The sequence below is a fragment of the Blastococcus sp. KM273128 genome, from assembly GCF_021698975.1.
Lineage (GTDB): Bacteria > Actinomycetota > Actinomycetes > Mycobacteriales > Geodermatophilaceae > Blastococcus.
The window spans coordinates 1-12,792 of record NZ_SSXA01000098.1 but is presented as its reverse complement, the minus strand read 5'-3'; the positions used below and the strand labels follow the sequence as shown (position 1 = coordinate 12,792).

The 12,792-nt window shown below is 74.0% G+C and carries 14 protein-coding genes and 1 pseudogene; 11 read left to right on the top strand and 4 right to left on the bottom strand.

All coding sequences use genetic code 11. The features are described from left to right. The first annotated feature begins 166 nt into the window (after window positions 1–166). From E9529_RS19660 to E9529_RS19630, 7 genes are all read left to right on the top strand, one after another. Complete coding sequence (locus tag E9529_RS19660) at window positions 167–403, top strand: hypothetical protein (protein WP_236832958.1); 237 nt, start codon at window positions 167–169, stop codon at window positions 401–403. Between the two features lie 59 nt (window positions 404–462). Next, window positions 463–795: a hypothetical protein gene (locus tag E9529_RS19655; protein ID WP_236832957.1), complete on the top strand. Its 333-nt coding sequence runs from the start codon at window positions 463–465 to the stop codon at window positions 793–795. 211 nt (window positions 796–1,006) lie between these two features. Next, window positions 1,007–1,600: a carboxymuconolactone decarboxylase family protein gene (locus E9529_RS19650; RefSeq protein WP_236832956.1), complete on the top strand. Its 594-nt coding sequence runs from the start codon at window positions 1,007–1,009 to the stop codon at window positions 1,598–1,600. Next, window positions 1,597–2,466 carry an RNA polymerase sigma-70 factor gene (locus E9529_RS19645; protein ID WP_236832955.1) on the top strand — a complete coding sequence of 290 codons (870 nt, stop codon included), beginning with the start codon at window positions 1,597–1,599 and terminating at the stop codon, window positions 2,464–2,466. The genes E9529_RS19650 and E9529_RS19645 overlap by 4 nt, the downstream gene beginning before the upstream one ends. 33 nt (window positions 2,467–2,499) lie before the next feature. Beyond that, a complete protein-coding gene (locus E9529_RS19640) occupies window positions 2,500–3,684 on the top strand; it encodes an FAD-dependent oxidoreductase (RefSeq protein WP_236832954.1) in 1,185 nt (394 codons plus the stop codon). Between the two features lie 103 nt (window positions 3,685–3,787). Then, complete coding sequence (locus E9529_RS19635) at window positions 3,788–4,195, top strand: YciI family protein (RefSeq protein WP_236832953.1); 408 nt, start codon at window positions 3,788–3,790, stop codon at window positions 4,193–4,195. 7 nt (window positions 4,196–4,202) lie between these two features. After that, window positions 4,203–5,375, top strand: coding sequence for an RNA polymerase sigma factor (locus E9529_RS19630; protein WP_236832952.1), 1,173 nt, complete (start codon window positions 4,203–4,205; stop codon window positions 5,373–5,375). Here E9529_RS19630 and E9529_RS19625 read toward each other — a convergent pair. The 3 genes from E9529_RS19625 to E9529_RS19615 all read right to left on the bottom strand — a co-directional run bounded on the left by E9529_RS19625 (window position 5,350) and on the right by E9529_RS19615 (window position 7,286). Further along, on the bottom strand, window positions 5,350–5,547 hold the full coding sequence (locus tag E9529_RS19625) for a hypothetical protein (protein ID WP_236832951.1): 198 nt from the start codon (window positions 5,545–5,547) through the stop codon (window positions 5,350–5,352). The two genes, E9529_RS19630 and E9529_RS19625, sit on opposite strands and share 26 nt — an antisense overlap. 100 nt (window positions 5,548–5,647) lie before the next feature. Continuing rightward, on the bottom strand, window positions 5,648–6,721 hold the full coding sequence (gene ychF / locus E9529_RS19620) for a redox-regulated ATPase YchF (protein WP_236832950.1): 1,074 nt from the start codon (window positions 6,719–6,721) through the stop codon (window positions 5,648–5,650). 58 nt (window positions 6,722–6,779) lie between these two features. After that, window positions 6,780–7,286: a hypothetical protein gene (locus E9529_RS19615; protein WP_236832949.1), complete on the bottom strand. Its 507-nt coding sequence runs from the start codon at window positions 7,284–7,286 to the stop codon at window positions 6,780–6,782. Between the two features lie 128 nt (window positions 7,287–7,414). Between E9529_RS19615 and E9529_RS19610 the strand changes: the two genes are divergently transcribed. From E9529_RS19610 to E9529_RS19595, 4 genes are all read left to right on the top strand, one after another. Then, window positions 7,415–9,712, top strand: a complete 2,298-nt coding sequence (locus E9529_RS19610; protein WP_236832948.1) for an MMPL family transporter — start codon at window positions 7,415–7,417, stop codon at window positions 9,710–9,712. Continuing rightward, window positions 9,709–10,458, top strand: coding sequence for a DUF2993 domain-containing protein (locus E9529_RS19605; protein ID WP_236832947.1), 750 nt, complete (start codon window positions 9,709–9,711; stop codon window positions 10,456–10,458). The genes E9529_RS19610 and E9529_RS19605 overlap by 4 nt, the downstream gene beginning before the upstream one ends. A gap of 344 nt (window positions 10,459–10,802) precedes the next feature. Continuing rightward, window positions 10,803–11,213, top strand: coding sequence for a hypothetical protein (locus tag E9529_RS19600; protein WP_236832946.1), 411 nt, complete (start codon window positions 10,803–10,805; stop codon window positions 11,211–11,213). Window positions 11,214–11,239: 26 nt separating this feature from the next. Beyond that, on the top strand, window positions 11,240–12,598 hold the full coding sequence (locus E9529_RS19595) for an EAL domain-containing protein (RefSeq protein ID WP_236832945.1): 1,359 nt from the start codon (window positions 11,240–11,242) through the stop codon (window positions 12,596–12,598). A gap of 4 nt (window positions 12,599–12,602) precedes the next feature. On the opposite strand, the pseudogene E9529_RS19590 reads toward E9529_RS19595, so the two are convergent. Further along, window positions 12,603–12,792, bottom strand: a pseudogene (locus E9529_RS19590) (endonuclease); the annotation flags it as partial.

The window sequence follows — 12,792 nt, the reverse complement described above, 5'->3', positions numbered from 1 at the left end:
GAGCCCGAGGGCCCGATCGAGACCGAGGCCGCTCGACGCCTCGCCGAAGACCTCAAGGACCAGAAGTAGTCAGCCGGTTACCCAACACCCTCTGAGACGCCGCATCGCCGCCGACTGTTCGGTGCCGCGTCACCCGCCGGACACCTCGGGTGCCCACGCTGGCGCCATGACGGCGAGCCTCTTCGTGATCGGTATCCGGGTCGGGTGGATCGGACCCGACGTCCGGCCCGGTGACGACGGGTTCGCGCGGGCCGCCGACGTCGCGCACGCCGTGGCCAAGCCGGTGGTCGACGGGCTGGAGTCCTCCCTCTGCGGGCAGCTGGTGCGCGCGACCGCCGCGCAGGACTGGTCGTCGCAGCGGCAGGTGGCGCGCTGCGAGGAGTGCGCCCGCCTCGCCGGCTGACCACCACGGCGCGCTCGCGGGGCCACCACTCAGCGCGCCGCTCCCCTACCCTCCGCCGCGTGCCCGACGCCACCGCGACCGTTCCCCGCACCGCAGCCGACCGGTGGCGGCGGCCGGCGCTCGCGCTGGCCGTCCTGGCCCTCCTGTTCTGGGCGGCGTCCTACAGCTGGGTGCTCGGGTTCACCCCGCCCACCCGGTGGCTCAGCGCCACCGCCTCGCCGTGGGGGCTCATGGAGGTCGCCGCCCTGGTCACCGGCGCGGCCGCCCTGGCCGGCGGCGCGCTGCTGGCCCGGCTCGGGGAGGGGCCGGTCCGGCGCACCGGGATCCGGGTGCTCCGGCTGGCCGGCTTCGCGCTGGTGGCGACGACGGCCGGGATGCTCGTCTCCTTCTGAGTGCGGCAGCGAGCCGGGGAACGGCCCCGATGACGTCGAGCGCGCCACGCTGCAGGCCTTGTCGGGGTGGGCTGCAGGAGGGCGACGTCGAGCCGCTCCGCCGGGGGCAACCCTGCCGCCGCTCCCGCTCTCCGAGGTGGCCGCGTGCGGTGTCACGCCGACGGTGCGGCCGGTGTCTCCATGGCGAGACCACCGCACACCTGGAGGAGACATGACGAGCAGCACCCGCATCCCCGCGACCGAGGTCACCGGCGTCCAGGGCGGCCTGGTGAAGGCCGTCACCCGCCGGATCTTCGGCCGCGTACCGGAGTCGATCGGCGTGATGTGGCACCACCCGGCGGTCTTCCGCGCGCTCATGGCCCTGGGCCGGAAGAGCGAGTCCTGGCACCGGCTGGACCGCGACCTGGCGACGTACGCGTCCATGGCGGCGGCCGGCGCGATCGGCTGCGGCTTCTGCCTGGACCTGCACTACTTCATGACCCACCACCGCGGTCTCGACGTCGCCAAGGCACGCGAGGTGCCCCGGTGGCGGGAGTCCGCCGTCTTCACGCCGCTGGAGCGGCGGGTCATGGAGTACGCCGAGGCGATGAGCGCGACCCCGCCGGCGGTGACCGACGAGCTGTCGGCCGCGCTGCTCGCCGACCTGGGCGCCCCGGCGCTGGTCGAGCTGACCGCCCGGGTCGCCGCGATGAACCTCAGCGCCCGGGCGAACGTCGCGCTCGGCATCCGGTCGGAGGAGTTCTCCGCCTCCTGCGGGCTGCCGCCGCTGGCCGCCCGCCCGGTGGACGGCCGCACCGCGGCATGACCGACGACCCGTTCACGGCCCACCGCAGCCTGCTGTTCACCGTCGCCTACGAACTGCTCGGCTCCGCTGCCGACGCCGACGACGTGGTGCAGGAGACGTGGCTGCGGTGGGCCGCGGTCGAGCGCTCGGCGGTGCGCGACCCGCGGGCCTACCTGGTGCGGATCGTCACCCGGCAGGCGCTCAACCGGCTGCGCACCCTCGCCCGACGCCGGGAGGAGTACGTCGGCGAGTGGCTGCCGGAGCCGCTGCTGACCAGCCCAGACGTCGCCGACGACGTGGAGCTGGCCGAGAGCGTGTCCCTGGCGATGCTCACCGTCCTGGAGACGCTGGGCCCGGTGGAGCGCGCCGTCCTGGTGCTGCACGAGGTGTTCGCCGTCCCCTACGACGAGATCGCCGCGGCGGTGGGCAGGTCGAGCGCCGCGGTCCGCCAGATCGCGCACCGGGCGCGCGAGCACGTGGCGGCCCGGCGGCCGCGCCGGGCGGTCGGCCGCGCCGAGCAGCAGCGGGTCGTGGAGCGCTTCCTCGCCGCGGTGACCGCGGGCGACGTGCAGGGGCTGCTCGACGTGCTCGCGCCCGACGTCGTCGTGGTCGCCGACGGCGGCGGGCTGGCACCGGCCTCCCGGCGCCCGCTGGTGGGCAGCGCGAAGGTGGCGGCGGCGCTGGCCCGCTTCGCCGAGTTCGCGCCCGACGTGCGGATGACCACCGCGCTGGTCAACGGCGCGGTCGCCGCGCGGCTCGATCCGGGTGGCCCGTTCGAGACGGCGGTGGCGTTCGTCGTCGAGGACGGCCGGATCAGCCGCATGTACGCGGTTCGGAACCCGCAGAAACTGGGCAGGCTCGACGCGGTGTCCGAGCTGCGGCGCTGAACAGGATCCGCGGCCTGAGAGCAGGGAGCGGACGTGGCAGGGACGAACGTGCTCGTCGTCGGTGGCGGCAACGCCGGCATCTCGCTGGCGGCGCGGCTGCTCCGGGACGGGTTCACCGAGGTGACCGTGGTGGCCCCGCAGCCGGTGCACCGGTACAAGCCGCTGCTGAACTACGTCGCCGCCGGCGAGGCGTCGATGGCCGAGCTGGAGCGCCCGATGGCCGAGGTCGTCCCGGACGGGTGCACCTGGATCCGCGACGCCGTCGAGGCCGTCGACCCGGACGCCCGCACGGTCCGCACGCGCGGCGGCCGGACGCTGCGCTGGTCGACGCTGGTCCTCTGCCCGGGCCTGGTGGAGGACTGGGACGCGACGCCGGGGCTGCAGCAGGCCTACGCCGAGGGGTGGGCGGCCTCCTCCTACGTGCCGGGCAGCACCCCGCTGGTGTGGCCGGCCATCCGATCGGTGCGGTCGGGGTCGGCGGTCTTCACCGTGCCGCCGGAGCCGGCCTCCTGCGGGCCGACCGCGCTGAAGCCGCTGCTGATGGCCTGCGACCACTGGCAGCGCGCCGGGGTGCTCGGGGACGTCCGGGTCAGCCTCGTGCTGCCGGAGGCGACCGCGACCAGGATCCCGGAGGCGGACCGGTACCTCGAGGAGGTGCTCGCCGGCTACGGCGTCGAGGTGCTGCGCGAGGCACGGATCGAGCGCGTGGACGGCGACCTGCGCTCCATCACGGTCGGCTCGCCGGGCGGCCGGCGGGTGCTGGAGGACATCACCTTCGCGCACGCCGTCCCGCACTACCGGGCACCGCGGTGGATCGCCGACTCCGGGCTCGCCGCCGACGAGGCACCGGGCCTGGTGGACGTCGACCCCGAGACGATGCAGCACCGTCGTCACGATCAGGTGTGGGGTCTCGGCGACGCCGCCGACCTCGCCACCCGACCCTCCGGCGGCGCGCTGCGCAAGCAGGTGCACGCGCTGAGCACGAACATCGCGGCTGCCGAGAAGGGCCGGTCGATGCAGCGCTACAACGGCTACACCGTCATGCCGATCACCGTGAGCCGCCGCAAGCTGATGCTCGACGAGGTCGACCGCGACAACCGGGCACAGCCGTCGGTGCCCTTCCTGGACCCGTTCGTGCCGCGCCGGTGGCAGTGGCTGTTCGACCGCTACGGGCTGCCGCAGGTGTACTGGCGCCGCATCCTCCGCGGCCGGGTCTGACTTTTCCCACCAGATGCGCGCGGGCCGTGTCGAGAAGGCGCGGACGGTTCCGTCCCCGGGGTGCGACGGCCACGATGGGCCGTACCTCACCAGGGAGAACACCATGGCCAAGTACCTGCTGCTCAAGCACTACCGCGGCGCCCCGGCGGCGGTGAACGACGTCCCCATGGAGAAGTGGACGCCGGAGGAGATCTCGGCCCACGTCCAGTACATGCAGGACTTCGCCGCGCGGCTCGAGAGCACCGGCGAGTTCGTGGACGGGCAGGCGCTCGCCCCCGAGGGGACGTGGGTGCGCTACGACGGCGAGGGCCGGCCGCCGGTCACCGACGGTCCGTTCGCCGAGACGAAGGACCTGATCGCCGGCTGGATGGTGATCGACGTCGACAGCCACGAGCGGGCGGTGGAACTGGCCGGCGAGCTGTCCGCGGCTCCCGGAGCCAGTGGCCGGCCGATCCACGAGTGGCTGGAGCTGCGCCCGTTCCTGACGGCGCCGCCGACCATCACCGAGTGACCGCACGGTGGACGAGACCCTGCTGCGCTCGGTCGTCCCCACCGTGATCAGGGTCCTCGGCCGCCGCGGAGCCGACTTCGCGGCGGCCGAGGACGCGGTCCAGGAGGCCCTGGTCGAGGCCGTGCGGGTGTGGCCCGAGGAGCCACCGCGCGACCCGCAGGGCTGGCTGGTCACGGTGGCGTGGCGCAAGTTCCTCGACGCCACGCGGGCCGAGGCCTCCCGGCGGCGGCGCGAGGAGCGGGTGGAGGCCGAGCCCGCGCCCGGGCCGGGGCAGGAGGCCGACGACTCGCTGCGGCTGTACTTCCTGTGCGCGCACCCGTCGCTGACGCCGGCCTCGGCGGTGGCGCTCACGCTGCGCGCGATCGGCGGGCTGACCACGCGGCAGATCGCCCAGGCCTACCTCGTGCCCGAGGCGACGATGGCGCAGCGGATCAGCCGGGCCAAGCGGACGGTGTCGGGCGTCCGGTTCGACCGGCCCGGGGACATCGCCACCGTGCTGCGGGTGCTCTACCTCGTCTTCAACGAGGGCTACTCCGGCGACGTCGACCTCGCGGCGGAGGCGATCCGGCTCACCCGGCAGCTCGCGGCGGTCAGCGACCACCCCGAGGTGGCCGGGCTGCTCGCGCTGATGCTGCTGCACCACGCGCGGCGCCCCGCCCGGCTCCGCTCCGACGGGAGCCTGGTCCCGCTGGCCGAGCAGGACCGCGGCGCGTGGGACACCGCGCTGATCGCGGAGGGGGTCGAGGTGCTCCAGGCTGCGCTGGCGCGCGACCGGCTCGGCGAGTTCCAGGCGCAGGCCGCGATCGCCGCGCTGCACGCCGACGCGCGCACCGCGGAGGAGACCGACTGGGTGCAGATCGTGGAGTGGTACGACGAGCTGGTGCGGGTCACCGGCAGCCCGGTCACCCGACTCAATCGCGCCGTCGCGGTCGGCGAGGCCGACGGTGCGCGGGCCGGGCTGGCCGCGATGAACGGGTTGGACCCGTCGCTCCCCCGGTACACCGCCGTCGCGGCGTACCTGCACGAGAAGGACGGCGACGTCGCGACCGCGGCGCGGCTCTACGCCGAGGCGGCGCATGCCGCGCTCAACATCCCCGAGCGCGACCACCTGACCCGGCAGGCGGCGCGGCTCAACGTCCTGACGGACGGAGGGGCTACCGGTTCTGCCGGCGGGCGATGAGGACCAGGCCGCCCACGAGGATCACGATGGGCGCCCAGCCCGGCAGGCCGAACGGGCCCACGACCAGCTGGATGACGAAGATCGCGATCTGGAACGCGACCACGAAGCCCACCAGGAGCAGCAGCCCGAAGAGCAGCGGCCGCTCCGCCTGCAGCTGTCGCAGGTAGTCCATCAGGTCTCCTCGGTCGTGTGCCGCCCCGGCAGCTCCGGGCCACCAGGGACATCGACAGCAGAACGCTGCTCCTGTAGCCCCTGTTCCGCCCGGCCCGCGCTCACACGTTGAAGCGGAACTCCACGACGTCGCCGTCGGCCATGACGTAGTCCTTGCCCTCCATGCGCACCCAGCCCTTGGACTTGGCCTCGGCCATGGAACCGGCCTCGACCAGCTGGTCGTAGCTGACGATCTCGGCCTTGATGAAGCCGCGCTGGAAGTCGGTGTGGATGACGCCGGCGGCCTGCGGGGCGGTGGCGCCGACCGGGATGGTCCACGCGCGCGCCTCCTTCGGCCCGGCCGTCAGGTAGGTCTGCAGCCCGAGGGTGCGGAAGCCGACCTTGGCGAGCTGGTCGAGGCCCGGCTCGTTCTGCCCGATCGACTCCAGCAGCTCGGCGGCCTCCTCGGCGGGCAGCTCGATGAGCTCCGACTCGGTCTGCGCGTCGAGGAAGATCGCCTCGGCCGGGGCCACCAGCGCGCGCAGCTCGTCGAGCATGTCGCCGTTGGCCAGCTCGTCGGCGTCGACGTTGAAGACGTAGAGGAACGGCTTGGTCGTGAGCAGCGTCAGCTCGCGCAGCGGCTCGGGGTCCACCCCGGCGGCGAAGAGGGTCTTCCCCTCGTCGAGCACCTTCTGCGCCTCCTGGGCGGCGGCGAGCAGCGCGGCGCGCTCCTTGTCCTTCTTGGCTTCCTTCTCCAACCGCGGGACCGCCTTCTCCAGCGTCTGCATGTCGGCCAGCACCAGCTCGGTGTTGATCGTCTCGATGTCGTCGGCCGGGCTGACCTTGCCCTCGACGTGCACCACGTCCGGGTCGGTGAAGACGCGGATGACCTGGCAGATCGCGTCGCTCTCGCGGATGTTGGCCAGGAACTTGTTGCCCAGGCCCTGGCCCTCGCTCGCGCCGCGGACGATGCCGGCGATGTCGACGAACGAGACCGTCGCCGGGATGATCTTCTGGCTGCCGAAGATCTCCGCCAGCTTCTCCAGCCGCGGGTCGGGCACGCCCACCACGCCGACGTTGGGCTCGATCGTCGCGAACGGGTAGTTCGCCGCGAGGACGTCGTTCTTGGTCAGGGCGTTGAAGAGCGTCGACTTGCCGACGTTGGGCAGGCCGACGATCCCGATGGTGAGACTCACGGGAGACCAGCCTACGGCGCCCGCGGCCGGGGCCCCGTGCCCGCCGCGGCGGCGCCGGTCAGTCGGTCGCCGACGGGCTCGCCGGCGCGGGTGGACCCGGAAACGGCGACGACGGGGTGGGCTCGACCCCGGACGGGCCGCCGCCCGCCCCTGCCCGCACCTCGCAGGACTCCAGGCTGGCCTGCAGGCGCCGCTGCAGGGGCTGCAGCCGCCGCACGACCTCGTCCATCCGCGCCGCGTTGAGGGCGGCGATCGCCTCCCCCATCTCGTCGACGAGCTGCGCGACGTCCTGCGCCGCGTTGACCGCCCGCAGGCAGTCCTCGTCGATCGTCACCCGGCCGGTCGCGCCACCCTCCGCGTCGCCGCCGTCGGCGCCGAGCGGGTCGGCGACGTCCCGGTCCAGCGGCACGGGGTTGGCGACGACGACGGTGCCCCCGCTGAGCAACCCGACCAGCACCGCGCCGAGGAACAGCCCGGCCAGGAAGGCGCCGGCCCGCCCCCACCAGCGCAGCGCGCGCCGCCACCCCTCGTGGGGCTCCGGTGACCTCGTGCCGGACTCGGCCATGGTCGACCCTCCGCTCGCCGGGCAGGCCCGTCCGCCCCCGGTTACCCTGCGGCTGCGGTGCCAACCGGGGATTGGGCCAGGCTGGAGGGCCAGGTGCGCGGTCCGACGACGACTCCCCCGCCGCCGGCATGAGACCCGGCGGACGGCCTGCCGCGCGTGCCCCCGGGCCCCTCCGCCTGCTCGCCCGCGCCTACCGCGCCGCCGTCGTCAAGGCCCGCTGGTTCGTCATCGTGGGGTGGATCCTCGCCACCGTCTGGGTGTCGGCCGCCCTGCCGATGGCGAGCAGCAGCGGCGGCGGGGGCATCGGCTCGCTGGTCCCGTCGGACAGCCCCGTCGTCGAGGCGCAGCAGCGCAGCCTGCAGCTGTTCCGGCTCCCGGTGCTGTCCGACACCTCGGTGGTGGTGCACGACCCGGGCGGCCTGAGCGTCCTGACCCGCGCTGACGTGGCGCTGTGGGCGTTCTCGTTCACCCAGGCCTACCTCGAGGGCACCGTGCCCCGGGAACGCGGGCACATCGCCGCGGCCGTACCCATCCCGACCGGCACCCCGGACACCGCGGTCACCTACCTCTACGTCACGCCGTTCACCTCCTTGTCCCAGACGACGGCGCTCGCCCGCCAGTACGCCGCGCACTTCGAGAACCAGCCCGGCGTGCAGACCTACGTGACCGGCGTCGTCCCGGCCCAGATCCAGCAGGTGTCCTACCTGCAGTCGCGGATCCACGTGTTCGAGGTCGCCACGCTCGTGCTGATCGCCGTCGTCGTGGGGCTGGTCTTCCGGTCGGTCGTCGCCCCGTTCGTGGTGCTCTTCACCGCCGGGCTCGGCTACCTGGTCGCCATCCGGAGCCTCGGGGTGCTGGCCGCGGCGTTCGGCTTCTCCCTGCCCGACCAGGTGCAGCCGCTGATCGCCGCGCTCCTCATCGGCGTGATCACCGACTACTGCGTGCTCTTCTTCTCCGGGCTGCGCCGCGAGCTCGACCGCGGCCTGCCCCGCCTCGAGGCCGCCCGCGCCGCCGTGGCCGTCGAGGGGCCGATCGTGGCCGCGGCCGGCATCACCGTCGCGGCGGGGACGGCGGCGCTGCTGGCGGCGGACTACGAGTTGTTCCGCGCCTTCGGGCCGGCCCTGTCGCTGACCGTGGTCATCGGGGTCGTCGTCTCCCTGACCCTCGTGCCGGCGCTGCTCGCCATCCTCGGGCGGTGGCTGTTCGTCCCCGGCGCCGAGCGGCGCCGGCGGGCACCCTCGGCCCGCGGCGCCGGCCCGCTGGTGCGCATCGTGGTCAGCCGGCGCGGCGCGGCGGTGGCGGCCCTGCTCGGGTGTGCCGTCCTCGTCGTGGCCGCCCTGCCGCTCGGCTCGCTGCGCCTGGACCTGTCGTTCACCGGCGGCCTGCCCGAGGACGACCCGGTCAGCCGGGGTGCCGCGGTCCTGGAGGATGCCGGGGTGCGGGGAGTCGTGGCGCCCACGGAGATCGTGCTGGAACGCCCCGGCATCGCCCAGGACCGCGCCGCGCTGGAGTCCCTGCAGAACGCGCTCGCCGCTCAGCCGGGGGTGGCCACCGTGCTCGGGCCGGCGCAGAACCCGCTGCCCGACACCTACGGCGTGGTCTTCTCCGCCGACGGCGACGCCGCGCGCTTCGTCGTCGTCCTCGACAGCGACCCGCTGGCCGCGCAGGCGATCGAGGACCTGCAGCGCATCGAGGAGCGGCTGGACCCGCTGCTCGCCGACGCCGGCCTCGGGGACGCCGAGGTGCTGGTCACCGGGCAGACCGCGATCGCCGGCGAGCTCGCCGAGATCACCCGCGAGAACCTGCGCTACACGCTGCTGGCCGCGCTCGTCGTGGTGCTGCTCGTGCTGGTCTTCTACCTGCGCGCGCTCGTCGCCCCGATCGCCCTGCTCTTCACCAGCGCCCTGGGCGTGGCGGCCGCGATGGGGCTCACCGTCCTGGTGTTCCAGGGGTGGCTCGACGACCCGGGGCTGACCTTCTACGCCCCGTTCGCCACCGCCGTGCTGCTGCTGGCCCTGGGGTCGGACTACAACGTCTTCGCGGTCGGCTCCATCTGGGAGGCCGCGAACCGGATGCCGCTGAGCAAGGCGATCTCCTTCGCCATGCCGGCCACGGCGCGGGCGATCAGCGCCGCCGGGGTGATCCTCGCGACGACGTTCGCGATGGTGGCCATCATCCCGCTCGACACCTTCCGGCAGGTCGCGTTCACGATGAGCGTCGGCCTGCTCATCGACACCTTCCTCGTGCGGCCGGTGCTCACCCCCGCCCTGCTCACCCTGCTGGGCCGATGGGCCAGCTGGCCCAGCCGCCGCATCCACACCGAGGCCATCTCCCGGGAGGAGCTGCGCGACACCGCCGTCACCGCGGCGCGCTCCCCCGCCGGCCGCCGCGTGGACGAGCAGAAGCTGGAGGCCGCAGGGCGATGAGCACCGCGACGGGAGGTCGGGGGTGGCGGTGGCCGCGCCGGTCGACGCTGCTCCTGGCCGCGAGCGTCGCCGTGGGCGTGCTGCTGGTCCTGTGGGGCACCGACCGGCTGGCCCGCTGGGCTGCGGAGGGGCTGCTGGCGCGCAACGTCCAGCTCACCACCGGCGTCCTCACCCGGCCGGAGGTGGAGGTGCACGGCACCTTCTTCCTGCCGCAGCTGCTCGGCGGGCGGTACGAGCGCGTCGACATCCTCGTCGAGGACCTGCGCGCCGGCCCGCTGCGCATCGAGCAGGTGGACTCCGAGCTGACCGGCGTCCACGTCCCCTTCCACGACCTGATCACCCAGGACGTCGACGTCGTCTACCTCGAGCGCACCCGCGAGGTGGCGACGCTGACCTACGAGGACCTGAACCGCTACCTGGAGGCGACGGGCCGTCCGCTGACCCTCGAGGGCCGGCCGGACGGCGAAGCGGTGCTGACCGGGTCGGTGGAGGTCCTCGGCCGCCGGCTCTCCGCCTCGGCGCGCGCGGTCATCGAGGCCGAGGGCGGTGACCTCGCGGTCCAGCCCACGCAGATCGACACCGCCACCTTCCTGGACGAGGCCAGCCGGCTGCTGCTGCGGCAACGGTTCACCGTCGTCATCCCCATGGATCCGCTGCCGTTCGGCCAGGAGCTGTCCGGCGTCGGCATCGGCGCGGACCGCGTCACCGTCGAGGCCGGTGGTTCGGGGGTGGTCGTCACCCCGTGACGGGCGCGGCAGCACGGTGACCCCTCGATGGGGATTGCCCTCCGGACGTCGAGCGCACCGTGCTGGCGGGGTCGGAGGTGGCCGGCGCGCACCGAAGCGATGTCGAGCCGCTCCACCGACGGACAGGCCGCACCAGGGCGCGGCTCGACGGTCGGTGGCGCGGCTCGACCCGCGTGGCAACCGGTGCAGCCGGCCCACGGAGCGACCGCCGGCCGGCTGTCCCACCGAGCAGCCACCGTGCTGTCGGATCGTCCGGTGATGACGCATCAGTGACCCAGATCACAGTCCCGTGACGTTCCCGCTGGTGCGGAGCGAGGGCACGACGGCCGACCTAGCCTCGATTCATGGCCACCACACATTCGCGAAGGCTCTCCCGCGGGGTGCTCGCCGCGGGGGCCGTGCTGCTCTTCCCGCTGGCGGGGTGCTCGGGCGAGGAGCCGAACACGGGCACGTCCGTCCTCGAGGACACCGGCGCCGCGGCGTCCACCGCGAGCGAGGCCGCAGGCGCCGTGGGCGACGCCGTCGACTGCTCCGGGACCACCTGCTCGGTGACCCTGAGCTCCGACACCCAGTCGGTCGACATCCTCGGCACCGAGGTCTCGTTCGGCGGGGTCCAGGACGGCGAGGCCACCTTCAGCGTGGGCGACCGGGAGGTCTCCTGCACCGAGGGCCAGAGCGTCGAGGCCGGGCCGCTCACGATGGAGTGCACGACGGTCTCCGACGACAGCGTCACCTTCACCGCGTCGCTCGGCTGACGTCGTCCGGCGCCTCATCCCGAGGGGTGAGGCGCCCGCTCCAGGTACCCGCCCCGCGCGCCGACGACCTCGGCGTGGGCAAGCACCGCAACGACACCGAGCAGCAGATCGCCGATCTGCTGCGGACGGCGAAGAAGTCGCTCCGCCTCTCCGTGGCGTTCCTCTCCCGGCTCGACGGCACCACCCAGCACCTGGAGGTGGTCGAGTCCTCGGTGCCCTTCCTGTTCCAGGAGGGCGTCACGCAGGTGCAGGAGACCACGCTGTGCCAGGCGATCCTGGACCGGAAGCTGCCCGCGGTCATCCCCGACCTCCGCAAGCACCCCGAGGCGATGAAGCTGCCGGCCGCACGCATGCCGCGCATCCGCAGCTACGTCTCGGTGCCGGTCACGCTCTCCGACGGCACCCTCTACGGCACCTTCTGCGCCGCGGGCCTGACCACCGACAAGGACCTCACCAGGCGCGACAAGGCGCTGATGGACGTCCTCGCGTCGGCCGCCTCGGTGATCATCGAACCCCAGGTCCGGGAGGAGCACCGGCGCACCGGCATCGAGGGCCGGCTGGTGCCGCTCATCGCCGCCGGTGGGCCGGTCGTCGCGCTGCAGCCGATCGTCGACCTCGCCACGGGCGTCCGGGTGGGCGCCGAGGCGCTCAGCCGGTTCCCTCGCGAGTGGCAGCAGGCGCCCGACGTCGTCTTCGAGGAGGCGCACAGCGTCGGCCTGGGCGACCGGCTCGAACTGCTCGCGCTGCGCCGGGCCGCCGACCACCTGCGGCAGACCGAGGGCTACGTGGCGATGAACGTCTCGCCCGGCACGCTGCTGACGCCGGGCTGCGCCGCGCTGCTCGGCGAGCTGCCCCTGGACCGCGTGCTGCTGGAGCTCTCCGAGCACGATCCCGTCGACGACTACGAGGCGCTCGCGGCCACCCTCGCCCCGTTCCGGGCGGCCGGCCTGCGGCTGGCCATCGACGACGTCGGCGCCGGCTTCTCCTCGCTGCGGCACATCGTGCTGACCTCACCCGACGTCATCAAGCTCGACCGCAGCATCGTCAGCGGTCTGGACACCGATCCGGTGCGCACCGTGCTGGTGCGCTCCCTGGTCGACTTCGCCCGCGGGCTGGAGGCGCGCGTCGTCGCCGAGGGCGTGGAGACGGCGACCGAGGCCGAAGCTCTGCGGGCCCTCGGGGTCGACCACGGCCAGGGCTGGCACTTCGGCCGGCCGGCCGTGCCCGAGCCCCAGCCGCCGACACCCGGGCCGGCCGACGCCGCGCAGCCGGACGCCGTCCAGCCGCCGACACCCGGGCCGGCCGACGCCGCGCGATCGGTGCACCCCGAAAGGATCCCCCGGCCCCGGTCGGAGCACGGTCAGGTGGAGGTCGAGCGGGCGTGACCGGTCAGCCGGCTCGGGAGTTGGCCGGTTCGGCGGTGGTGCGGGGCAGGATGAGGATCTCGGTGCCGTCGGGCCGGTAGGTGTGCCATCGGCCCTCGGCGTCGCGGACGATGGTGAACCCGTGGTGCACCTTCGTGTGGTGCCGCTCGCACAGCAGCCCTGAGTTCTCCAGCGAGGTCTCCCCGCCGTCGGCC